This window comes from Devosia polycyclovorans (genome assembly GCF_042181575.1).
Classification (GTDB): domain Bacteria; phylum Pseudomonadota; class Alphaproteobacteria; order Rhizobiales; family Devosiaceae; genus Devosia; species Devosia polycyclovorans.
Window position 1 is genome coordinate 3465653 of record NZ_CP170082.1, and the last position, 22632, is coordinate 3488284.

Below are 22632 nucleotides of genomic sequence, written 5' to 3' on the forward strand. Positions count from 1 at the left end.
TGTCCGCCGTGAGTGCTACCCCCGGGAAATCCCCCAGCCGGATGGCCCAAAATCGGGGAGCACGTCAGTCAAAATTGCGAAAATTGCCCGTTCGGGTGGTCCAAACTTCGCGGGCAGGTCAACAACCGCTCGAGTCTACATCACGCTGGATAGAAGTTGGGGGCAACGTCAGGTTCTGCTTTCGAACAGGGATGGTCCGCTGACTTGCGGAGGCGCTCTACAACCATCCCTTTCGAAAAACTGAGCGCCTCAGCTTCCCGTCGTCAACTTAAGTGAGCGTTCTAAATCGTGGGGTACGCGCGAAGACGCTCGATAACCCGCAGAACTTGGCCTTCGCTCATATTCGAACCAGACGGTAGGCATATGCCCCGCGCGAACAGATCGTCAGAAACCGACGCATTGCCATGCTCGTAGTAGTCGCAATCCGAGAAAACTGGCTGCATGTGCATAGGTTTCCAAACCGGACGCGCCTCAATCAGGTCCGCGGCGAGGGCAGCGATGACATCCGCGCTGCGGATATGAGTGCTGTCCTTGGCAATTGTGCAGACTGAGAGCCAGTGGGTCGAATGGCTCCACTCCGGCTCCGGCATCCATTCAAGCCAGCCGAGGTCGCTGAGTTCTGACTTGTAGAGATCAAATATGGCTCGGCGGGCGGCGACGCGTTCGCCAAGGACGCTGAGCTGACCACGACCTACGCCGGCAAGGATGTTGCTCATGCGGTAGTTATAGCCAATGACCGAGTGCTGGTAGTGCGGCGCCGGATCACGAGCCTGAGTGGCCAGGAACCGCGCGCGGTCCGCCAGCGCCTTGTCTTCGGTTACGAGCATGCCGCCACCGGACGTCGTGATAATCTTGTTCCCGTTGAAAGAATAGATGCCCAGCTTGCCAAAGGTGCCCGAAGACTTGCCCTTATAGGTGGCGCCCAATGACTCAGCGGCGTCCTCGACAACTGGCACACCATATTGGTCGCACAGCGCCAACAGCGGATCCATGTCAGCACTCTGGCCATAAAGAGAGACGATGATCACCGCCTTGGGCAGACGATTGGCCCGAGCCGCGGCCGCTAGTGCACGCTCAAGCGCGACCGGCGACATGTTCCAGCTGTCGGGTTCGGCATCGATCAAGACTGGCTCCGCACCCTGATAAACGATGGGGTTAACGCTTGCGGCAAAAGTTAGCGATGAGCAAAACACCGTGTCGCCATGCCCAACACCGAGCAAGATCAACGCAATGTGTATAGCAGCTGTACCCGAGCTCAATGCAACTGCATGGCTAGCGCCTACCGCGTCGGCCATTTCACGCTCGAAGGCGTCGACATTGGGACCGAGTGGGGCAATCCAATTGGTTCGAAAGGCCTCACCGACAAAATCGAGTTCAGCGCTTCCCATATGGGGTGTGGATAGGAGAATCTGTTCATCGATCTCGGCCCGAAGTACCAAGTCCACGGCGCGCCCAGATGCGTCGACGACAGGCACCTGATTGATACCGTGCTTCTGCATTTTCTCGAGAGCCTGGCGGCGCGTGAACCCCGGAGTCAAAGTGACCGACTCGGCGGGGGCCAATTCGGCCAGCCGGTCGTCAAGGCTGGCACCCTGCAGCATCAGCCGTCGAAGGTCGCCATCGGTGATCGTGCGTTCGAATCGGCCTGATTCGTCATTGAGCAGGATGATGCCCTGCGCGGTACGATCGAGCTGTGCGAGCGCCTCGCGCAGGGTCGCTTGCCGCAGGATGCTCAATTCCGAAATGTCCATCATGCATCCCTTCTCGTTTCGCGGGCTGGCACACCGACGACTGTTGCGCCAGCGGATACATCGGCCAGCACCGTCGCGCCAGCGCCAATCGTGGCGCCATCTCCAACCGTGACTCCGGGCAATACGGTAGCGCCCGCCCCCACCAGCACACCGACTCCGACCTTTACGCCCCCACCCAGAACGGCTCCCGGTGCAATATGGCTGAATTCGCCCACAGAAACGTCATGGTCCACGATGGCACGGTGGTTGACGATGACCCCCTCTTCAATGCGACTCCGCGGCGCAAGGACGGCACCCGCCGCCACAAAGCTCCCCGCCCCGGCAGCCGATGTGGCCGCAATGATCGCCTGAGGGTGAATTATCGTCGTCGACACTGCGCCTCTGCCCGAGAACTGCCGCTGGAGTCGCGACCGAACTGCATTGTTGCCGATAGCCACATGAATCCGGCCAAGCCCAACGCCGTCGTCGAGAAGCTGGACCACATAACCAAGCACATCATGTCCCGCCTGCGCGTGATCCTGGGAGTACACGAGCAGCCTCCCCTCCCCGGACAGCATAGCGGCATCAGCCACCACGGCTGCGTGGCCACCCGCACCGATCAAATTCAGGGCGTCAGTAGGCATTGACCTTGTTCATAAGTTGGCCCGAAAGGTCGAGCGATTCCAAGATGGATACGAGTCGGCGGCCGGCATTGCCGTCACCGTAAATATTGGCTGGATACTGGCGCCCCATTCGCTGCGCCAAGGTCAGGCCATGAGCAATTGCGCTTTCTTCGGCGGCAACATCGATGACATTGCGGTTTCGTTGGCGCAGGTGCTGGCGCGAGCCGATATTGACCACAGGGGTGCCAAAAGAGGCTGCTTCAATGATACCGCTGCTCGAATTGCCAACCAGCAGGTCCACATGCTTGAGCAGGGACACAAACTGGTCGCGCCTGAGATGGGTAAGAAGTCGAATATCACCTTGTTCAGAACGGCGTTCCAAGACCCCGAGGACCTGTGCGCTACCGGCATCCGAGTTTGGCTTGAGCGCGAGAACCGCAAAGTTCTCGGCAAGCAGGGATCGAATCGCGGCTTCAACCTGATCTCCGGCCTCCTCGGCTTCCTGCAATACGGGGTGGTAGAGCAAGAGCGCCGTTTGTTTGCCCAGCCCGAGTCCGAGTGCCGCGAACAGCGCCTCCTTTTTGAATGAGGCTAGGTCGATCAACCCGTCAAGACCGGGCGCACCGATGATATGCACAGTCTCTGGAGCCTCCCCCATCTTGACGAGTCGTTCGGCGCTCTCCTCAGTCGCTACGAGATGGATATGCGAGAGTTTGGAGATCGCATGGCGTACCGGTTCGTCTATCGTGCCGGAGCGCTCACCGCCGTGCACGTGGACGACTGGTATCGACATGTGGCCGCCAGCGATTGCCGCAGCCAGCATTTCTCCTCGGTCGCCGAGAATCAGAACCAGATCCGGACCTATCTCTGCAAAGGCATCAACAAGACCACTGAGCATGGTGGCGATGTTGCGAGCGGTATCGGCACCCTGCGACCGGACATGACTTACCGGCACTCGCGCCACGACAGGCAGGCCGGCATCCTCGATCTCCTTGACGGTACCCCCGTAGCGCTCGTCCAGATGCATGCCGGTCACCACAATGCCCAGCTCCAAAGCTGGGCTGGCATGAATAGCTTGCAGGGTAGATTGCATCAGGCCGAAATCTGCCCGCGTGCCCGACACATAGACGACCTTGCGTCGCTGGTTCATTGCAGATCGACCCAGTCAAGCGTCTTGCCAGCCATGATGTCATGGGCTGCCTTGCGTCCGATGACGGCCTCGAAATCCTTGGGCGCAATGCCGGTGCCGGGCCGCATCAGGGTCAGGTCCGATGGCTCGATCAGCGAGCCGGCGGCGATCGGACGAACCGTGGTGACGCTCCGCCGGACCAGTGCTCGCACCGGGACCTCGGAGGCGGTCGGCGCCTTGATGCCGTCGCCTAGAGCTCCCTCTACGGCCCTTATCGCGTCGACCATGGCCTTGAGTTCGTCGGGATCAAGCGAGGCGGCGTGATCAGGTCCCGGCATGGTTTTGTCGAGCGTGAAGTGTTTTTCGATGACGCGCGCACCCATGGCAACCGCTGCAGTGGATACTGCTATGCCCAATGTGTGGTCGGAATAGCCCACCGGCATGCCAGTGGCTTTGCCCATGGAGAGCATGGCGTTGAGATTGACGTCCTCGACGGCGGCCGGATAGTTCGAGGTGCAGTGCAGCACGGTGACCATTTCCTTGAGGGCGCCGGACAGGCCGCGGGCCTGTCGTTCTGCGGCGATGACCGCTATGGCTTCCTCGACTTCGGCCAGGTCGGCCATACCCGTCGAAACAATGAGCGGCAGGTTCTTGCGCGCCATGTACCGCAGGAAGGGGTGGTTCGTAACCTCGCCAGAGGGCACCTTTATGCGCCTAATGCCCAAGGCGACCAAGAGATCGAGCGATTCCTCATCAAAGGCGGTCGACATGAACTCAATGCCCAACTCGCTCGACAGTGCCACCAACTCCTTGTGTAGGACCTCGGACATCTCAAGCGCCTTAAGCATGTCATACTGGTCGCCGTCGCCGGTCGCACGCTTCTGGTACTCCGCCTTGGCAGCCCCCTTGGTCGTCAGCTTGTCCGCCGAAAAGGTCTGGAACTTGACTGCATCTGCGCCGCTCTCGGCCGCCACTTCGACCAGCCGCCGCGCGAGCGCAGCGTCACCGTTATGATTGACCCCGGCTTCGGCAATGATGAATGTGCTCACGGTTCAATTCCATATCTGTTGGCGATGGTTTCGGCGACAATCCAATCCAGTTCATCGTCGATGTCGATCGTCTCGAACGGCTCGTCGCAGAGGACCCCTGCGGTGCTTTTCGGGAAGAACGTCTGGTGGCTCACCAAGGCGGATGTGCGCGCCAAGTAAAGATTGCCAGCTACCGCCACGACCATGGGCAGGTCCTGACTGCGCTGCTTCAGAGTCTCACGATCGTGAAGCGGTACGAGTGCACCCGAGCCAAATGTAAAGGTATGAAATGGGTGCGTGCGCACCGGAGAAACGCCAATCACAGCATCCAAGCCTGGGTCTTCGAGCAGCGCGAAGGCTTCGTCCCAACGTCTGGCCAGACGCATGGGCGATGTCGGCTGAAGCAGCGCAACAGTATCGTAGCGACGACCTTCAGAGGCCTCGTGCGTTAGCACATCGAGAACCACCGATATGGTCGTCGCGGTGTCAGTCGCAAGATGAACCGGACGCAAGCGCGTGACTTCGGTCCCTGCGGCAGCACTCACCGCAGCAATTTCGGTCGAGTCCGTGGAAACTGCGACGCGGTCAAATCCCGGATAAGCCTGCGCAAACCGGATCGACCAAGCGATCAGGGGGGTGCCGGCAAAGGGCCTGATGTTCTTGCCTGGCAACCTCTTGGAACCGCCTCTCGCGGGTATGATGGCCAGCGTCGACATTCCTTCAGGAGTCCATAAACCGCCGCAGCATTTCGATGCCTAAGGCGCCGCTGCGTTCTGGGTGGAACTGCGTGGCTGTCACGTTGTCGCGCTTGATAGCGGCACTGAGGTGGTGACCACCATAAATGAAGTCGGCAAGGCGGTCTGCAGGATTGGCGGGCACGGCGGCGAAGGAATGAACGAAATAGACCGCGGCCTTGTCCGGCTCGGTGCCCTCCAGCATTGTGTCTTGCCAGCCGCGATTGGTCTCGCGTGGCTGTACGAGCTGGTTCCAGCCGATATGTGGCACGCGCTGGGGCTGACCCTCAAGGCTCTGAGAGGGCACGGCCTTGATCCAGCCGCCGATGATGCCCAGGCCAGCCGCTTGGCCGAACTCGTCGCTGCCTTCGAAAAGGATCTGCATGCCGACGCAGATGCCCAGCATGGGACGGCCGGTCTCAACGAAGCGTCGGATGGCGTCGTCATGCCCACGCGTCCGCACTTCCTTCATGCTGTCCGAAAAGGCGCCAACGCCTGGCACCACTAGCCGCTCAGCGGACAGGGCAGCGCGCGGATCTTCGGTCACCGTCAGTTCAGCACCGGCATGCTCGAAAGCGCGCGCAACATTGAGCATGTTGCACATACCATAGTCGAGCAACGTCACCTTTCTGGAAGTAATCATATCTCGCGCACCTCGAGTTTGGCGTCGAGCGCTGCAGCCCGAATATCCGCCAAGGACATGCGCCCGTAGTGGAGAACATCGGCCATGGCAACGCCATCTGCCCCGCCTTCTTGGGCCGCTTCCAGAAAATGCCCCATTGTACCCATGCCGCCGCTGGCAATGACGGGTATGCTGACGGCGGAACGGACTTGCTGAATTAGGTCAATGTCAAATCCCTTGCGCGTGCCCTCACGATCCACGGCGGTGACCATCAGTTCACCCGCGCCCATTTCGGCGCCACGCTTGGCCCATTCGATCACGTCGAGCCCCGTGCGCTCCCGGCCGTTGTCTGTATAGGCTTCCCACTTGCCGGGAGCGACCTGTTTTGCCTCGATTGACAGAACCATGGCCTGCGACCCGAAGCGTCGGGCCACTTCGGATATGAGCTCGGGCCGGGCAATAGCCGCCGTGTTGATGGCAACTTTGTCAGCACCCGATCGCAGGATGTGCCGCACGTCATCTACAGACCGAATGCCTCCACCGACCGTGATCGGAATGAAGACCTGATCCGCGGCACGCGAGATGATGTCCGACAGATTGTTGCGGCCATAGAGGCTGGCAACAATATCCATATAAATCAGCTCGTCCGCGCCGGCGTGATAATAGCGAATGGCGAATTCATGCGGATCGCCCATGACCCGCAATCCTTCGAGGCGAATCCCCTTTATGAGATTCTTGCCCTTAATGTCCAAGCGCGGAATGATCCGGAGATTACTCATAGAGCAGCACTAGTCCTGCCACACGGCGTGACGCAGCTGCCACCTATCGTCCTGCCACTTCCAGAGGTGCGGCGAACGGAACGTGTCGCCCAGCTTGTCGAAATATTCACGATCCATGATCGGCTGCTCGAACTTCTTGCTGGCCTCGGGGAATTCCTTTTCCGAAATGCTGAGATAGCGGAAAATTTCTTCGGCAAAACGAGATGGGAACTCATGGTCGAAGCGCTTAACCAAGGCAACGCCTTCATCTCGATCGATGTCTCCCGAACGAATTTCCTGCGCCGCGTCATAGCTGGCGCGACCGAGACCGAACTTGGCGCCAGTCGTGTAGTAGTGGAAGTCATCGATTCGGTCGTCGATACTGTTGTACTTGCTATAGGTGCCTGGTGTTCGTTCGGGCGATGCCTCGAAACCACCGTGCTCAACGGCATAGTAGTAGGCACTCTGCGGGTGCCACTTAAGGTAGTACCCCAGGTAGTGCACCTCGACACCCAGATCGTCGATCTGTTCCGGATTGGCTGGCAGGTAGGGCAGCAGATCCTGATGCTCGACGCCAAATTCTTCCTTCAACTCAGGCACAGACACGCCCCCCAAATAGACTTGGGACTGATCCTTGGCGGTGAAATAAGACCAATCGCGCTTGGCTGTATCGGTGTCGCCGATAGGGTTGCCGTATTCAGCCTCGTTCTCGCCGTAGAAGACCAGCGGGATCTTGTGCAGCAGCGCCATCTTGGGGGCCAGCGCCTTTTGTCCGAACATGAAGGCCTGGAAGGGGTGGAACAGAAGATCCACCGCCAGGCGAGTCAGCAAGCGATGCACACGACCGTTCGGGGTCATCAGAAGGTTATCATGGCCAGCATGTATCCAGCTCTGGAAATTGCGCCAGCCCCATTCGGTGTAGATGTGCGGTGCCCATGTCACGGTGAGCGGATGCATACCGTACTTGGTGCGAAGGATATGGGAAGCATAGAAGCTATCCTTGCCGCCCGAACCCGGCACGATGCAATCATAGCTACCGTCGGTGCTGCGGTGACGGTCGCAGAGGTCACGAAGCTGCTTGTCGCGCTCGGCCCAGTCAATTGCTCCCTGTTTGCGCTCCGCGAAGCGGCAGGCGTCGCAGATACCCTCCTCATCGAAATGGATGGTCTTTTTCACCGAAGCCTTGGTGTGGCTGTATTCCACCGCTGAATTGGGCCGCTGGTTGGAAATGACACACCGCTTGCAGAACTTAACCTCCTGCGGCAGGCCGTATTTGGTGGGCAGATTAGTTGCGTCCGGCGCGAATTGCGACTTGTCGATGCTGGCGGGGTAACTAATGAAGGTCATCAGGTCGTTCCTCTTTCAGGGCCTCAATCTGTGCCCCAAGTTTTTTGCATGTTGATTTCTGGTGGAGTTCAACCACGGATTTGGCCGGCCAGCGGCAGTCTGAATGATCGCGAAAAACTGACATACGTTAACCGCCCGCTCATATCAATTGGTTCGGCGGGCATGTAAGCGGGTGCCATCATAGCGCGCCTCTGAAAGCAAAGACTTGATCTGGTCAGCGACGGCTCGGCAGGCTACTCCGCTGCCAGAAGGGATCGCATTTCCGCTGGAGGCCAATGCTGCCCGCAAGGTCCCGCGCAGGTCGTCTAGCGCGTTGACGCCTCTGGAAATCCCCATGCGTGAATAGGGGGCGTCGTTCGTAAACACGGACATATCGATGGACACGACGGGTTTTCCGGCCAAATGAGCCTCGAGTCCGACTGTCGACGCAATGACTACGACTGCATCAACGGCATTGACCAATGCATGAAGATTTTCCTTACGCGTGCTCTGAACCACGTTCGCCTGGGGTACGAATTCCACGTTCTCGCTCGGATGATATCGAACAACCAGATGCCAGCCTGGTTCCGTCGCCACTATGTCTCTCAATTCTGCCTCAACGCGTCGTGGCAATGTCGGATCGCCTGCAGTACCCGTGAACGGGTGGCGATCGGGCTCGACATTGGAGGCCCAGAGGATGACTTTGTCGTCGTCGCCGAAGCCACGCTCCGTTCGCAGCGCTCGGCCCGCGGCTTGCGTGTGCGGCGCAGAGAGCGTGTCGAAGGCCGGGTTCCCCGTAATGACGACAGTTTCAGGCTTGCAGCCATTGGCCACGAAGAAGTCTGCGATCTGCTGGTTGAGGACGCAAATCCGCGATGCGTAGGCTGGCTGGGCGATCCACTTGACTTCCTGGATAGCAAAGAGGTCGACGAGACAAAGGGCGGGGATGCCGAGATTACGTGCCGCGATGAAAAGTGCTTTTTCAGCGCGGGGGGAATTGGTGGCGACGACCAGCCTTGGCTTGAGCTGTGTAAGCAACGTCTCCATCGTCTGCACCGGGAGAAACCCTTGCCTCCCGTGTGTGGCGTAGTGCGTCCGCGCCTGTGTTGCCCCCCACAAGGCAACCTGATCGCGGAAATTGAGACCGTGATAGGCTACGCTCTCATGATACGGCACAGGTGAGTCGGACACTTCCGGTCCCGCGAATTCGCGACCCCATGCCTGAACGGCAGCGCTATCTGCGCCTTCAAGCTCGGCAAATCCAAAGTAATCGAGCCCGTGGCGTTCGAGGTCGGCCTGGGCCGTGGTGAGACCCAGGAAACCAACTGAAATACCCTCGCGTATCAGAGCCTGTGCCACAGGGCGCAGCATGGTCACATGCCCGCCACCGTAGGACGCGAACAGTACATCGACTTGGCCCTCTGGCAGCTTTCTCATGCGCTGAATGCCTTAGCCCAGTGCTCGATGGCGATCAGGGCGCGGATTTCGCGCGTGTTGTTCTGCGACCCTTGGATATGGTTCTCCAGCAGTGCTGAAACTTCATCTGTGAACAGACTGGTGCGGCGCCCGAAGGACTGGTCACCCAGCATTTGCCGGCAATATTCGCGCAGCTCGTTACGGAACCAGCCACCGACCGGCACTGTGAACATCTGCTTCTCGCGATAGGCAAGGTTGTGCCCGATCATCGGGGATACGGCCTTCTTCAGTATATATTTGGTCACACCGTCGCGCAGCTTCATGTTACCAGGCATACGGAAGGCCAGTTCCATCATGCGATAATCCAGGAAGGGCGTGCGCGCCTCAAGCGAAACCGCCATGCCCATGCGATCAGGTTTGACAAGGTTGTTGCCAGAGAGCAGCAGTTCCATGTCGATATAGAGCGCCTGATTGATGCGATCCCAGTGCGGGACGCGATCAAAGAGCTCGGATACAAGAGCAAAGGAGTTCGGCCTTTGCGTGCGGGCATTTCCAAGGAGCCGTGCCTTCTGCTCATCCTGGAAGAGGCTGATATTGCGATAGTAGGCGGTGCGGAATGCGGCCTCATCGAGCTCGTCGATGGCAGGCGTAAAGAAGTCCTTGTACTTATCGTAGCCGGCAAATAATTCGTCACCGCCATCTCCGGTTAGCACCATCTTGACGTGCTTGGCGGCCATTTCTGAGACTTTGAAAGTTGGCAGGAAAGACACATCGCCATGAGGCTGGTCGCAGTGATAGGTCGCCATAGGCCAGAGATCGAGCATGTTGGGTGCGACCCTTTGCGACGAATGCTCGGTGCCAAACATGTCTGCCGCTTCCTGAGCAAAAGCGGTCTCGTCGTAGCGTGGATCGTCGAATCCGATGGAGAAAGTCTTCACCGGGCTGGCCATGTGTCGGGACATTAGGCCGACGACAGTAGATGAATCCACGCCGCCAGAGAGGAAGGCACCAAAGGGCACATCAGCGCGCAGCCTGATGCGCACCGCATCCTCCAGCGTTGCATTGATCTCTTCGATCCAGGCCGCCTCGCTCTGCTCCACCGGTTCGACCGACGCCAAGTCCCACCAACGGCGCAGTTGGGTCCCGGTCCGGTCGATCTTTAGCCAGTGGCCGGGCAACACATGGCGGACCCCACTGAACATGGTGAATGGGCGCGGCACGTAGTTGTAGGTTAGGAAGTGATGCAGCGCCTCCTCGTCCATCCCCAGGCTGCCGGTAGCGGGAAGGAGGGCCTTGATTTCTGAGGCAAACACCGCTCGGTCGCCATCGTCGAAAATGTAGAGCGGCTTTACACCAATGCGGTCGCGGATGAGATAGACGCTCTGCGTGCGACGGTCGAATATAGCGATCGCGAACATGCCGTTGAGGCGCGGCACGAAATCGATACCGTCACGTTCATAGAGGCGCAGCAGCACTTCAGTATCCGAGTGGGTCCGGCAGGCAAATCGCGAGCCTTTTAGTTCCGCAGCCAGTTCGACGTGGTTGAATATCTCGCCATTTTGTACGACGACGATATTGCCGTCGTCGGAGACAAATGGCTGGCTCCCCCCGTCAACATCAATGATCGACAGGCGCTGATTGCCCAAGGCAATGCCCGGTTCGGCGAAGACACCCTGCTCGTCGGGACCGCGATGCCGAATGGCACTGGCCATGGCCGCAAGGGTCCGTTCGGACAGCCCCCGTCCCTGCCGGTCAAAATAGCCGAAAATGCCGCACATCGCTAATTGCCACCTTTTGTCAAAACCTGACGGACCGTCAACGCAAGTATTTTCATGTCAAGGAGAAAGCTTGCCTGATCAACATATTCCAAATCGAGGCGCTTCCGTTCTTCGGGTGTCGCGGTGGATCGCATGGTCGCCTGGGCCAAGCCTGTGATACCAGGACGAACGCGATTGCGCTTGTCAAACTCTTCAGCGCTATAAAGAGAGCGCTGCTCAGGTACATCGGGACGAGGTCCCACGACACTCATGTCGCCACGCAGAACATTGAAAAGCTGGGGCAGTTCATCAAGGCTGGTGCGGCGTATAAATCTTCCAATTGGCGTGATGCGAGAATCGTTGTCTGCGGTCGAGTAGCCGCCAATCTTGTCTGCATTCTGCACCATGGAGCGGAACTTCAGGATGCCGAATGTACGACCGACCAAGCCAGTCCGGATCTGCCGGTAAAAGACCGGTCCGCCATCGTGGGCCTTGATCAAAATGGCGATTAACAACCAGACCGGCGAACTGACGATCAGGACAGACGCAGCGCTCAGGATATCGAAGCCTCGTTTCAGCATGGCAGCCCTATGGGGTCCTCGTTCGCAGCGGATTGCCGTCGGAGGCCACCACGGCCGCGAGCATCGCGGCCAAGGCTAGGCTCGCGCCGACAATGGCAGAATCCGTTCCGGCAACGCTGGCAAGCATGGCACAAACAGTGGTCGCAGTGACAGCGGCGAGCGCCGGGCGGAAGAGGCCTCTCCAGGCCCCATACCAGCCGGCAAAGACCGGCTGCTGAGCCGTCAGCACCAGCGCAATCGCGTAGACGAAGTGGAAAACCGGCAGTGCCGCCATGACAAAGCGCGCGTCCGCGTTCCATATGCCTGGCAACGCGGCCAGCGGAACGACACACACACTGGCGAGGGTCACCTTGAGCAGCAAGCCAGTTTGCCCCCTGGCATTAAGTAGAACCGTGGCCATCGAACTGACCGCGATCAATGGCACGGTCAGGAAGCCCAAGCGAGCCAAGTCGCTGATTAGGGACAGATCGGAGGGACCGATGCGTCCCCGGCCAAAAACCAGTTCAACCAGCGGGTAGGAGAACCAGACACCCGGAATTGTAATACAGAGTGCCAGAAGCAGCGCGCGCTGGATGCCGCTCTCATAAATGCGCAATTGCTCGGGTCCATTATTGGCGCCGAAGGCCCTGCTCAACGCCGGGAAAGCCACGGTGCTGATCGTCGTGATGGCTATGCCGAGGGGGAGCTCCACCAGCTTGGTAGCGAAGTTGAAGGCAGCAATATTGCCTTCGCCATTCAGCGAGATGAGGGCCCTTAGAATGACTGGGATAAACAGGACAATTGTGGCAGCGCCAAGAGCCTGGATGAAGCGAAATACCAGTCGGCGGTAGTCGGTGTCACGATTGGCGGCGCCAGCCCAGTTCATATGCGGCAGGGCCGCGACAACTTGGCTCATGTAGCGCAGAGAAGCCGCAAGGGCGAGTCCGATGCCCAGGACAAGCAAGGACTGCTGCCCTGAGGGCATCAACAAGAGCACCAGGATGATTGTCAAATTGAAGACCAGTGTCCCGGTGCCGGCAACAAAAAAACGGTGCTGTGAATTGAGAAGTGCCGAAGTGACACCAGTGAGCCCCGCCAACGGAATGGCCATAGCCGCTATGGCATAAGGCAGCGCGTAGGCACTCGGCGGCGTGCCGGCATAGCCGGGAGCAAAGGCCAAGAGCAGCAAAGAGGGAAAGAACGCGAGCACGATCCCGATCGTCCCGAAGAGAGCAAGCACAAGAAGACTTGTTACCCCGAAGACGCGTGCTCGTCCGCAAGCATCGAGACGGGCGAATTCGGGAACAAGCGCTGCGCTAAGTCCGCCCGCCAGCAGAAGATTTACGAGCAGGTCGGGGGTAGTCAGCATGACAATCGCGAAGTCGCCTTCGCGAGACAGGCCGAATATGGCGCCCAATTGAATCTCGCGCACGAAGCCAGACAAGCGCCCCAGGAGCAGCGTCAGGCTTAGCACTACGCTCGCGGAGACAAGGCTCTTCACGACGCCTGGCCACCCGCCGCTTTGTCGCGCACAATAGCTGCGACGCGCAGGGCCACTTCGTGATGGATGGCCAGCAACTCGTCTGGCGAGGACTGTCCGAATGCGCGATAGGCGTCCTGCAGCTTGGCCACTTCGTCCGCGAAATCCATCTCGGCTTCAAGGTCCTGAACCGTCAGTCTGTTGCGGTGGAACGTGCGCGAGAGAATCGCCGCAGTGGATCCGAGGCGCACGTGTTCGGCGACCAGCATTTCGGCAGGCAGGAGCCCTTCGCCGGCCCGCGCCAGACCGCCAATGCCCAAGTCAAGGCCAGCGCCGGTGATCGCGCCTGCGAGTTGGTCGACCAGGCCATCCGCAAGAGGTTCGAACATGAACGTGCGTCCTAGATCCAGATGCAGGTCATTGAGGCCGATATGGATCTCATCCACACCTTGGACGCGCACGATTTCGGCGACATTGGCGGCCGCCCCCGCGGTTTCAAGAAGCAGGCAGATCCGGACCCTGCCGGCAACAAGGGCGCAAAACTGCTCAACTTCCTGTGCCGTTCGGAACATAGGAAGCATCAGAACATCTGCCCCGAGGTCGATCGCACGCTCGACTTCGTCACGGCTACCTAGGTTCAGCGGGTTAAGGCGAACCATCAGATTCGTGTCGGGAATAGCCCTGCGAATCCGTCCAACATCATCAAAAGTGTGGCGGCTGATTACGGTGGACAGGTGTCCCTGCCTTTCGACCTTGCCGAGCAATTCGAGATCGACCATCACCCGCTCAACCCCGCGGTCGGACACGTAGGCGGCCAGCTCGGGTACATTGGTGATGAAAATTAACCGCATATCGACGTCTTCCACTTTGTCAAACGAGGAGGGACCCCGCTATCGCAGGGCCGCTCTGGCACACTATCCCGCTGTCGCCTTGTCGAGGCGACCGGCGACGTTGACGTCCGTCTCTACGACCAGGCCAAATAGAAGACTGCGTGCCAGCGACTCGTCCGCTTCGTGCAAAGCCGAGCGCAACAGGTCAAGCTTGTGCTGCATTTGCAAATCGTCCAGAGCCGCGGCAGCCCGGAGAATCTTGGGGTGCCTGGTCCGCTCAGCTGCCGCATCATCGTAGAACAGCTCTTCATAGAGCTTTTCTCCGGGCCGCTTGCCAACCGCCACGATCTCGATGTCACCATGTGGATTTTGGACGTTCCTGACGGACAATCCAGCCAATCGGACCATGTTTTCTGCCAACTCTGAAATCAGCATAGGTTCACCCATGTCGAGAAGGAATACGTCTCCCCCCCTCGAAAGCGCACCGGCTTGGACGATCAGTTCTGCGGCCTCCTTGATAGACATGAAATACCGCGTCATGGCTGGATCGGTCAGGGTAATTGGCCCCCCGTGCGCGATCTGCTCCTTGAACAAGGGCACAACCGAACCATTCGACCCCAGGACATTGCCAAAGCGCACTGCGCAGAATTGCTGCCCGGTATTCGCCGCCGCGGCTTTGGCAGCCTTCTCGCGCACAATAAGCTCGGCCCAGCGCTTGGTGGCGCCCATCACGTTAGTTGGACGAACGGCCTTGTCCGTCGAAATGAGCACGAAGTTCTTAACACCGGTGGCAAACGCTACGTCTACAACAGTCTTGGTGCCAAAGACATTGTTCTGAATGCCCTCAAGCGTGTTGGCCTCGACCAAAGGAACATGCTTGTGAGCGGCCGCATGGAAGACCGCGTCCACCGCATAATGTTCCATCGTCCGGCGAACTAGCGCTTCATCCGTGACAGACCCCAGGACCGGCACGACAGCCGCCTCCCTGCTCCGAGCCAACTCGCGGTCAATATTGTATAGCGCGAACTCATTGGCCTCGAACAAGACCAGGCGCTGTGGTCGCCACTGCGAAATCTTCCGGCAGAGCTCAGACCCGATCGAACCGCCAGCCCCGGTTACCATGATGGTCTTGCCAGCGACCATTTGCCGAATGAGGTCAAGGTCGGGCGGCACCGCAGAACGCCCTAAGAGATCATCAATTTCAATCTCCCGCACTTGGCTGACGAGGTATTTCCCCGTCACCAGGTCCGAAATGTCGGGTAGCGACTGGACCTTTACGCCGTGACGGGACACGTCCGCAACGACGGCCTTTCGACGGCCTGCCGAAATGGATGGCATCGATAATATGATCTGCTGGACACTGTAGTTGGCCAGTAGCGCCGGTAGGGCACTGGGGGGATGTACCCGAACATTTGCGATTTCGCGTCGATGCAGTGCCGGATCATCGTCAACAAACGCGACAACGTCGTGCGTGGCTTTCAAGGATTGGGCCAACTGCGTTCCGGCGGCGCCTGCGCCATAAATGACAACGGTTGGTCGTTGAGCAAGAACGTCTCGGCCCAGGTGCGAAATCAACCACTTGGCAAGAAACCGGCTGCCGATCAGCAAAACGCAAGCGATCGCGAAGTAGATGATCGGAACAGACCGGGGCAACGAGCCGCGCCACAGGAGCTGTGCCATAAAGGCAACTAGCACCCAAGCCATCACAGACAAGGCGGTGGCCTGGAAGATCGTCCACATGGCCCGCTCTGGAAGGTAGCGCACAACTGGGCGGTAGAGGCCCATACCCGCGAAGACAGGAATTGCCACGACTGGCGCGGAGAGGATTGCGAACCACACGTCCCAAGTCCCGGGCAGGCCAAAAGTGTCGAGCCGGATCGCCAAGCTGGCCCAGACCGCAAAAACAACAATAAATACGTCGCTAGCAACTAGGACAACACGTTTCCATCGCCGGGGAATACCGAGGATGCGGGCCGCGAGTTCACGTATCATGAATGACAGATCACCGGTCTGGACAGTTGATTAGGTCGCCTGTCACGATTGGCAAGTTTGGTCAATAGGAGACGTCCAAAGCTGTCGGGATTTGCGGCGAGTGTCCCTGACGAGCAACTTCAGGCCTCGCCGCCCGTCGCCTGACCCAGCGCTGCTGCAGTTGGCTACGTGTTGTGGGCAACTTCAACTTCACGGAGTTCACTGCAAAAGCGGTGCATGGTAGCAACACCTGATGATCAGCGGCACGCTGACCACGCAGACCTGATTGCATCATTACCGTTCGGGCGGTAACAGGACCGCACAACTGATCGAGTGCGGCCCATGAAGATTGAACGAATCAGCCTTGCGGCCCTCCTAGCGACATTTGCGCTCTTGCTGATGGTGCTTGTCGGGGGGAAGTCATTCACTCTCAATTCCCAAGCATGGCACATGTGGCAGTCGGCTGGGCACAACCCCTTTGGGGTGTTGCTAAGTGGACATCCGCATGGGCTTCGATACCTGGTCTACTATCCAGTATTCGCTGTGGCCGAGTTTTCGAACCTGCCGCCAGACCTCGTGTTCAGCTGCGGAAGCGCCGCGGTTTTGCTCTTCATGAGCGTGCTTGTCGCCCAGATTGATGTCGATGTATGGGGCACACAGGGACATGTTTGGCGTCGAGATCTCGTGATCTTGAGCATGTTCGTTATGTCCTTGTTGATGAATGGACGCCTTCTGCTGGCATTCTGTGGCTACCTGCTGATAATCTTTGCTGGAGTTGACTGGTTCAAACGGAGAGAATGGAAGTCGGTCAACGCCATCTCGGTACTGCTCGGATGCCTTCTTGCAGGAGTGAGCTCCGGCACACTATTGGCCGCGATGGCCCTTTCAGCAGGTATTGTCTTGGTCGCCGCCTCGATGGACGCCAAACTCCTCAAGAACAATCCAATTGCAGCTGTATCTATTGTCGCCATCTTGGCGCTGTTTGTTGGCTATGCCCTAATCGGGCTTGGCAAGAACCTTACATTTTATGGCGGCGATGAAGCTGCGGTTGTCCGCATGCTTGGCCATGGGGCAGGTGGCGACATTGCCAAGTCGGTCGGGCTGGGCAACTTGGTAGAACAAGATGACACCCCGGTCTCCGGAGGGATGTTGGGAGCGGTTCTTCAATACTGGTGGATTGCAGCTGTTGTAGGAGCGGTGGTTGCTCGGCGCTTTGGCTGGCGACCCGTTCACATGGTGCAGACATCGTCACCGGGTCAGAATTTGATTCATCTGTCCATCATGTTGGCGATGGTTGGCGGTTTGTTTGGATATTCTATCCTCGTGATGGGACTTATACCGCTCCTAGTGTTTGGGTCTGATCGTTTGATTTCGAGAATGGCTGTTTTAAACTGATAGTGTTTTCTTCCCGCATTTTGGCCACGGTAGCGATACTTTCTGTCTTCGCATGCGCCGCACCTCCGCCTGAGGGTTTCGTTGAATACGGTAGATACTACGCGGCAGAAGCTGGAGAGACGGCCGTTTTTTTACGACAGACCAATAACGCCGGTGACTACGTGGATTGGCTGCAGTGGGGATATGATGCGGAGCCTCCGCCAAGCCCCAAGTGGATGGTGACTGAAAATCTTCGAACCTACGGGATACCAGTAGACGCAACGGCAGTACGCCTTCATCTTAAGGCGAAGGCCAAATCAGTAACTTGGGCTACAGGAGATTCTCTTGGCGATATCCAAGTGAAAATTAGGCCGCATGGTGATGAGCGTGACAAGAACGAAGTTATCCATGCCTATACGGTCAAGGCGGACGGCCTTCCTGGGCCCAACAATGGAACGCTCACAACAGAGGATCTAAATCATGTCTCTGTGGACGTTTCCATAGGGACTGACGGTCGCCTCGAAATATACCGGGAAATTACGATCTTAGGGTACGCTCAGGTTGATCTAGTTGTCTATATTTCTGGCTATTGGAAATAGGGCTAACGAAAGTTCAGCCGATGACATGTGAATTGGTTCCCAATTGCTTGTTCCAACCATCCGCCAGCGACCATACGAATATGCGCCACACACCGGAAGCTTCCAATCCGGGATTTCCAAATATCGTCATCTGACCGGCCCTCAACTTCAGCAGCTCAATGAAATCCTTAGCTGGAAGAGCTCTGAAGCGGGACTGCTGAAGGGTGCGCCGCGCTGGGCACGCCCCGCAGGTAGTTGCGGGCGGGCACCTCCAAGAAGCGGTAGAGCGAGTACGCAAGAATGGCCGCCAGACCTGCGTAGAGGATCGGTTGCAGGTTCTCAAGGCCCAGTTTTGGCGCGAGCCAGTTGCTGCCCTTATACGCGAACCAATGGGTCAGGTAGAGGGCATAGCTGATATTGCCGAGCACCCCGCCCTTTGTCGCCCAGGAAGGTACCCGGGCCGAATAGGCCGCAAGGACAGCACCGGCAGTTAATGCGGTCAGCAGCAAGTAGGCTACAGGGTTGCGGTAAACGTCCACCGGGATCGCCAAAGAAAATCCCGCGATTGCTGCAAGGGCCATCATGGAAAGCCAAAAATTGCCGCCAGACCGCTCGGGGAGGGGTTTGAGAAAGATAATGATTCCGATCGCGAAAAAGGGCGCAAATACCAGCGGGTTGGCATATCGAAACCAAAATGCAGATCCCTCATCCCCGGCAATCAGCACGATGGCACATTGCTGGCCAATAACGAGCAGAGCTGTGGCCACAAGAAGAACACGAAGGCTGACGTTCTTGGCCATCAGCGCCAAGACCGGAAACACAAGGTAAAACACAGCCTCGATACCGAGTGACCAAGCCGCAACCACGCCGGACGTAAATCCAGGCATCTGAAGGCCCATCAGCGTCGAGGCTGTCAGGTAGGTGCGCGCCAACATTTCGGGACTCACTGTGGCCCCGGATAGAATCACGCCATAGCCGGGAGCCAAGATCGCTACAAAAGCCAGTAGAGGCAGGATTCTCGCCGCTCTTTTGCGGTAGAATGCCATGAGCTGCGGGAATGTGATTGAATTCTCGAAGTGCTCTGCATGAGCAATCATCATTGTGAGTGCCGACAACGTAAAGAACACATAGACCAAAAACGCTCCGGCGCTTTCTATAGAAATTCCGTATTCCCAATCCAAATAGTGGTAGGCGGCCACGCCAACGGCACACAGGCCGCGAACTAAGTGCAGCGCAGGGTTGAATGCTGGCTGTTGCGATTGCTTGACGGTCATCTGGGTATGTGTCCTGCTGGCGGCCAGGCGACATTGGGGTGCAGCCGACAGTGGCGTCAAGAGCTGCTCTCAACAAGCGCACGTCTTACTCCGGGACGCAGCCTCAAGCGCCTGTCAGTCTCACAAGGACAGGGGGCAACGTCACCCCGTCTTGGTCAAGCACCGCGGAAACGGTGGGCATGTGCCTGAAGGGCGGACCGAATTCGACTGCAAATGGCGGTCCCAATCTTCACATGGCATTTGGAATCAGCAGGGCGCGCTGCCTGTTTGAGTTCCGTCGCACGCAAGCATGCATCGATCGAATCTTCGGCCATGAACAGTTCGGCAAACAGCGGGGCTTCCTTGCCGCAGATGAGGCACCGCAATCGCTCATCAATACTAGAGAGAGCTCGAACTCTCTCGAGCGGCGAGCGTCTTGAACATATTGCAAGGGTGCGCCTCAAGAATTGGCTTGCGCTGCGAAGCAGCAGGAGTCCAGCAACAGTTTTGCGTCCGTTACGCCGTTACAAATCGCCTTTTAAGACATTGATTTCATTATATTTCACACAATTCAATCCTGTCCGGCAGCACCATTCCATCCTTCTGATATTGCTGAGACTCCCGATTTTCAGGGGTTGAGTAATTTGGATGGTACGCTGCGTTGCAAGGCAATCTGTACCGTGCCTTGGAAGCTTCCCGGTTTGCCCCCGTCATTGCGAAATGCCTGGAGACTTCGCTGGTGGCGCTACCGGCCATGAATCGCCCGGTTGGCTGGGTGCTCACTGCTGAACACGGGAGCTCCAAGGTGTTCTCTGGGTGGACGCTTGAACGCCCCATGGTGGTGGCGACATCGCACATTCCAAAGCAAAGGGGCCCTGGTCCTAGAGGTTCTCATCACCCTGGCTTGCTCAATTGCTCAAGGATGCCGCGATGTCGGGCGTCAGGGCTTGCCTCTGTTTGAAGTAGTTCGGCCAGGGGTCGCTCCTGGCACGCTCGATCGCTGCGGCAAGCGAGACGCTGTTGGCGGCCTTGAGCTTGGGCAATTCGTCCCAGGCCAGAGGCACGGCCACCGGTGCTCCTTGGCGTGAGCGAACCGAAAAGGGACAGATTGCCGTCGAGCCGCGTTCATTGCGTAGATAGTCAATGAACACACGCCCTTTGCGCCGCGCCTTGGATAGGCTTGCCGTATATCGCTCTGGTTCATCGTCGGCCAGGGATTGGGCCAGCGCCTTGCAAAAGGCCTTGACCTCCGGCCACTCGGCCTTCGGCTGCAACGGCACGATGACATGAATGCCCTTGCCGCCCGAGACCATCGGAAAGCTGGTCAAACTCAGATCCTGGAGCCGGTCGCGGATATCGCCTGCGGCGCTGACGATGGACGAAAAGGCCAGCCCTTCATCGGGGTCGATGTCGAACACCAATCGGTCTGGTCGCTCGATCTCGCCGAACCGCGCCCCCCAGATGTGCCATTCAAGGACGTTCATCTGTGTTCCGGCGACCAGCCCTGCCAGATCGTCGACATAAAAATAGTCCTGCCTGTCTCCATCCTTTTCCACCACAGGCCGGGATCGCAACTGTTCAGGGAACCCGCCCGTATCGTGCTTCTGGAAAAAGCAGTGTTTGGTGCGCCCCTGCGGGCATCGCACCAGGCTGAGCGGTCGCTCCATGATGTGGGGCAGCATGGCCTTGGCCACGTCCTCGTAATAGGCGACGAGTTGCGACTTGGTGATCCCCTGGCCGGGATAGACCACCCGATCCGGCGACGTCAGGCGAACGCCCAATTTTTCGGCGACGGCCTCGCCGTCATCATCAAGGCTCTGGTTCTGTTCCATGCGAACCTCCCTGGCTGGCTTGTCACCGCGCAGGCCGATAAAGCTGGGATGGCGAAGAATATCGTCCCCGGTCAGCTCGGTATAGGCAATCTCGGCGACCAGGTCCGGCGTCACCCACTTTGCGCTGCGGGCCCGCTCCTTTGGAACAGCATCGAACGGACTGGTCTTGCGGCTGAGCTTTTGCAGCTTTCGCTCGAGTTCGGCCAGCATGTCCTGGCTGAAGCCGGTGCCCACGCGTCCCCTATAGAGCAATTTGTCGCCTTCCCAAGTGCCCAACAGCAGCGAGGCAAAGCCGCGCCTTTTGGCAGATGGCGACCAGCCGCCTATGACAAATTCCTGGCGCTTGAGACACTTGATCTTGAGCCACCCCTTGGTCCGCTCGCCCCGATAGGGCGCGTCGGCCCGCTTGGCGATCACCCCCTCGTGTCCATCCCGGCAGAGTGCGTCGAGCACCTTCTGGCCGTGCCCTTTGACATGGGACGAGTATTGGACTGGGTCCTTTTTCGTGGACCTGGCGAGCAGCTTTTCGAGGCGCGCCTTGCGCTCCAATAGTGGCAGTTTCGTCAGGTCTTCCCCATTGGCCTCCAGCAGGTCGAAGGCGAAGTATTCCAGCCGCCCACCATTGGAAAGTACGTTCTTGAGCCTGGTGAAATCGGTTCGCCCCCCTTTGTCGAAGGCACAGATTTCTCCATCGATAAGCGCTGAGCCGATCTTGAGCTCCTGCAGTGGTTCCACAAGCGCACCGAACCGATCTGTCCAATCCAGCCCATTGCGCGTGTAAAGCCGCACACGGTCTCCCGCCACGGCGGCAAGGCAGCGATAGCCGTCATATTTCATCTCGAACAGCCAACCATCGCCCGCCGGGACGGTGTCGACCAGCGTGGCAAGTTGTACCGGGCGGAAAGCCGGCGCACCGGCATCCGTCGCCTTTGCCGTGACCCGCGTTTTCTGATTGGCTTTCTTGGCTTCAGCCGGATCAGAGTGCCATACGTTCTCAGCCGGCATGCTGCTGTTTTTTGCCGGTTTTGCGCCCGCCGCGATGGCCTTGAAGTCACGGCCCGTCTCTACCGAGCGCGTGAACCGTGTGGTCAGCGTGTTCTTGTCGCGGGCATAGCCATCGCGATGCTTGATCAGCAGCCAGTTCTCGCGGTCGGGCGCACCCCGGCGCTTGGTGTCGCGCCCCTTCATGTGCACCAGCACATACTCGCCCTTCATGCGCTCGCCATAGAGACGAACCTTCAGGTCGCCGTTCGCAAGGCCCTCGTGGGGGTCGCCGACCGGCTCCCAGGTCCCTCGATCCCACAACATGACCGTGCCGCCGCCATACTCCCCCTCGGGAATGGTGCCTTCGAAGCCTCCATATTCGAGAGGATGGTCCTCCACCCGCACCGCCAATCGCTTGTCGGCTGGATTATTGGACGGCCCCTTGGTGATGGCCCAACTCTTGAGCACTCCGTCGAGTTCGATGCGGAAGTCGTAGTGCAGTCGCGTTGCATCGTGTTTCTGGACGACAAACTTGCCCCGCCCGCCTTCGCTTCGCATTGGGGCCGCGCCCGCCGGCTCCTGCGTCTTGGCAAAATTACGCTTGGCCTTGTAGTCCTTCAGCAGGTCCTGCGCCTTGGTGGCCACGA

At 58.5% G+C, this 22632-nt stretch carries 18 protein-coding genes; 2 read left to right on the plus strand and 16 right to left on the minus strand.

Annotated elements, in window-relative coordinates; all coding sequences use genetic code 11:
- Positions 1-281: 281 nt before the first annotated feature.
- The 14 genes from ACE4RL_RS17290 to ACE4RL_RS17355 all read right to left on the minus strand — a co-directional run bounded on the left by ACE4RL_RS17290 (position 282) and on the right by ACE4RL_RS17355 (position 15985).
- Positions 282-1754: an aminotransferase class I/II-fold pyridoxal phosphate-dependent enzyme gene (locus ACE4RL_RS17290; protein WP_375598337.1), complete on the minus strand. Its 1473-nt coding sequence runs from the start codon at positions 1752-1754 to the stop codon at positions 282-284.
- Positions 1751-2374: a NeuD/PglB/VioB family sugar acetyltransferase gene (locus ACE4RL_RS17295; RefSeq protein WP_375598338.1), complete on the minus strand. Its 624-nt coding sequence runs from the start codon at positions 2372-2374 to the stop codon at positions 1751-1753. Before ACE4RL_RS17295 ends, ACE4RL_RS17290 begins: the two co-directional genes overlap by 4 nt.
- Positions 2364-3503 carry a UDP-N-acetylglucosamine 2-epimerase gene (gene neuC / locus ACE4RL_RS17300; protein WP_375598339.1) on the minus strand — a complete coding sequence of 380 codons (1140 nt, stop codon included), beginning with the start codon at positions 3501-3503 and terminating at the stop codon, positions 2364-2366. The genes ACE4RL_RS17295 and neuC overlap by 11 nt, the downstream gene beginning before the upstream one ends.
- Positions 3500-4531, minus strand: coding sequence for an N-acetylneuraminate synthase (neuB, locus tag ACE4RL_RS17305; protein ID WP_375598340.1), 1032 nt, complete (start codon positions 4529-4531; stop codon positions 3500-3502). The genes neuC and neuB overlap by 4 nt, the downstream gene beginning before the upstream one ends.
- Positions 4528-5226, minus strand: coding sequence for a cytidylyltransferase domain-containing protein (locus ACE4RL_RS17310; protein ID WP_375598341.1), 699 nt, complete (start codon positions 5224-5226; stop codon positions 4528-4530). Before ACE4RL_RS17310 ends, neuB begins: the two co-directional genes overlap by 4 nt.
- A 4-nt stretch (positions 5227-5230) precedes the next feature.
- Positions 5231-5887, minus strand: a complete 657-nt coding sequence (hisH, locus tag ACE4RL_RS17315) for an imidazole glycerol phosphate synthase subunit HisH (protein ID WP_375598342.1) — start codon at positions 5885-5887, stop codon at positions 5231-5233.
- A complete protein-coding gene (hisF, locus tag ACE4RL_RS17320; RefSeq protein WP_375598343.1) occupies positions 5884-6645 on the minus strand; it encodes an imidazole glycerol phosphate synthase subunit HisF in 762 nt (253 codons plus the stop codon). The genes hisH and hisF overlap by 4 nt, the downstream gene beginning before the upstream one ends.
- 9 nt (positions 6646-6654) lie before the next feature.
- Positions 6655-7971 carry an N-acetyl sugar amidotransferase gene (locus tag ACE4RL_RS17325; RefSeq protein ID WP_375598344.1) on the minus strand — a complete coding sequence of 439 codons (1317 nt, stop codon included), beginning with the start codon at positions 7969-7971 and terminating at the stop codon, positions 6655-6657.
- A 144-nt stretch (positions 7972-8115) separates the two neighbouring features.
- Positions 8116-9387, minus strand: a complete 1272-nt coding sequence (locus tag ACE4RL_RS17330) for a hypothetical protein (RefSeq protein WP_375598345.1) — start codon at positions 9385-9387, stop codon at positions 8116-8118.
- Positions 9384-11144: an asparagine synthase (glutamine-hydrolyzing) gene (gene asnB / locus ACE4RL_RS17335; RefSeq protein ID WP_375598346.1), complete on the minus strand. Its 1761-nt coding sequence runs from the start codon at positions 11142-11144 to the stop codon at positions 9384-9386. Before asnB ends, ACE4RL_RS17330 begins: the two co-directional genes overlap by 4 nt.
- Positions 11145-11146: 2 nt before the next feature.
- Positions 11147-11704: a sugar transferase gene (locus ACE4RL_RS17340; protein WP_375598347.1), complete on the minus strand. Its 558-nt coding sequence runs from the start codon at positions 11702-11704 to the stop codon at positions 11147-11149.
- 7 nt (positions 11705-11711) lie between these two features.
- Positions 11712-13184: a lipid II flippase MurJ gene (locus ACE4RL_RS17345; protein WP_375598348.1), complete on the minus strand. Its 1473-nt coding sequence runs from the start codon at positions 13182-13184 to the stop codon at positions 11712-11714.
- On the minus strand, positions 13181-14014 hold the full coding sequence (locus tag ACE4RL_RS17350) for an aldolase/citrate lyase family protein (RefSeq protein ID WP_375598349.1): 834 nt from the start codon (positions 14012-14014) through the stop codon (positions 13181-13183). Before ACE4RL_RS17350 ends, ACE4RL_RS17345 begins: the two co-directional genes overlap by 4 nt.
- A gap of 63 nt (positions 14015-14077) precedes the next feature.
- Positions 14078-15985, minus strand: a complete 1908-nt coding sequence (locus ACE4RL_RS17355; RefSeq protein WP_375598350.1) for a polysaccharide biosynthesis protein — start codon at positions 15983-15985, stop codon at positions 14078-14080.
- Between the two features lie 321 nt (positions 15986-16306).
- On the opposite strand from ACE4RL_RS17355, the gene ACE4RL_RS17360 reads away from it, so the two are divergent.
- Positions 16307-17359, plus strand: coding sequence for a hypothetical protein (locus ACE4RL_RS17360; protein WP_375598351.1), 1053 nt, complete (start codon positions 16307-16309; stop codon positions 17357-17359).
- 2 nt (positions 17360-17361) lie between these two features.
- A complete protein-coding gene (locus ACE4RL_RS17365) occupies positions 17362-17937 on the plus strand; it encodes a hypothetical protein (protein ID WP_375598352.1) in 576 nt (191 codons plus the stop codon).
- A gap of 167 nt (positions 17938-18104) precedes the next feature.
- Here ACE4RL_RS17365 and ACE4RL_RS17370 read toward each other — a convergent pair whose 3' ends face one another.
- Together ACE4RL_RS17370 and ligD are read right to left on the minus strand one after the other, a co-directional pair.
- The gene (locus ACE4RL_RS17370) at positions 18105-19190 is read right to left on the minus strand and encodes an acyltransferase family protein (RefSeq protein ID WP_375598353.1); all 1086 of its coding nucleotides are present in this window, start codon (positions 19188-19190) and stop codon (positions 18105-18107) included.
- Positions 19191-20077: 887 nt separating this feature from the next.
- Positions 20078-22630 (minus strand): DNA ligase D, encoded by a 2553-nt coding sequence (ligD, locus tag ACE4RL_RS17375; protein WP_375600308.1) that lies wholly within the window; start codon positions 22628-22630, stop codon positions 20078-20080.
- Positions 22631-22632: the final 2 nt, after the last annotated feature.

Bases quoted from the DNA above. Each gene is read 5' to 3' on its own strand.
- ACE4RL_RS17360 (WP_375598351.1), top strand. From the start codon at position 16,307: ATGAAGATTGAACGAATCAGCCTTGCGGCCCTCCTAGCGACATTTGCG.
- hisF (WP_375598343.1), bottom strand. From the start codon at position 6,645: ATGAGTAATCTCCGGATCATTCCGCGCTTGGACATTAAGGGCAAGAAT.
- hisH (WP_375598342.1), bottom strand. From the start codon at position 5,887: ATGATTACTTCCAGAAAGGTGACGTTGCTCGACTATGGTATGTGCAAC.
- ACE4RL_RS17310 (WP_375598341.1), bottom strand. From the start codon at position 5,226: ATGTCGACGCTGGCCATCATACCCGCGAGAGGCGGTTCCAAGAGGTTG.
- ACE4RL_RS17290 (WP_375598337.1), bottom strand. From the start codon at position 1,754: ATGATGGACATTTCGGAATTGAGCATCCTGCGGCAAGCGACCCTGCGC.
- ACE4RL_RS17370 (WP_375598353.1), bottom strand. From the start codon at position 19,190: ATGACCGTCAAGCAATCGCAACAGCCAGCATTCAACCCTGCGCTGCAC.
- ACE4RL_RS17330 (WP_375598345.1), bottom strand. From the start codon at position 9,387: ATGAGAAAGCTGCCAGAGGGCCAAGTCGATGTACTGTTCGCGTCCTAC.
- neuC (WP_375598339.1), bottom strand. From the start codon at position 3,503: ATGAACCAGCGACGCAAGGTCGTCTATGTGTCGGGCACGCGGGCAGAT.
- asnB (WP_375598346.1), bottom strand. From the start codon at position 11,144: ATGTGCGGCATTTTCGGCTATTTTGACCGGCAGGGACGGGGGCTGTCC.
- ACE4RL_RS17355 (WP_375598350.1), bottom strand. From the start codon at position 15,985: ATGATACGTGAACTCGCGGCCCGCATCCTCGGTATTCCCCGGCGATGG.
- ACE4RL_RS17325 (WP_375598344.1), bottom strand. From the start codon at position 7,971: ATGACCTTCATTAGTTACCCCGCCAGCATCGACAAGTCGCAATTCGCG.
- ACE4RL_RS17350 (WP_375598349.1), bottom strand. From the start codon at position 14,014: ATGCGGTTAATTTTCATCACCAATGTACCCGAGCTGGCCGCCTACGTG.
- ACE4RL_RS17295 (WP_375598338.1), bottom strand. From the start codon at position 2,374: ATGCCTACTGACGCCCTGAATTTGATCGGTGCGGGTGGCCACGCAGCC.
- ACE4RL_RS17340 (WP_375598347.1), bottom strand. From the start codon at position 11,704: ATGCTGAAACGAGGCTTCGATATCCTGAGCGCTGCGTCTGTCCTGATC.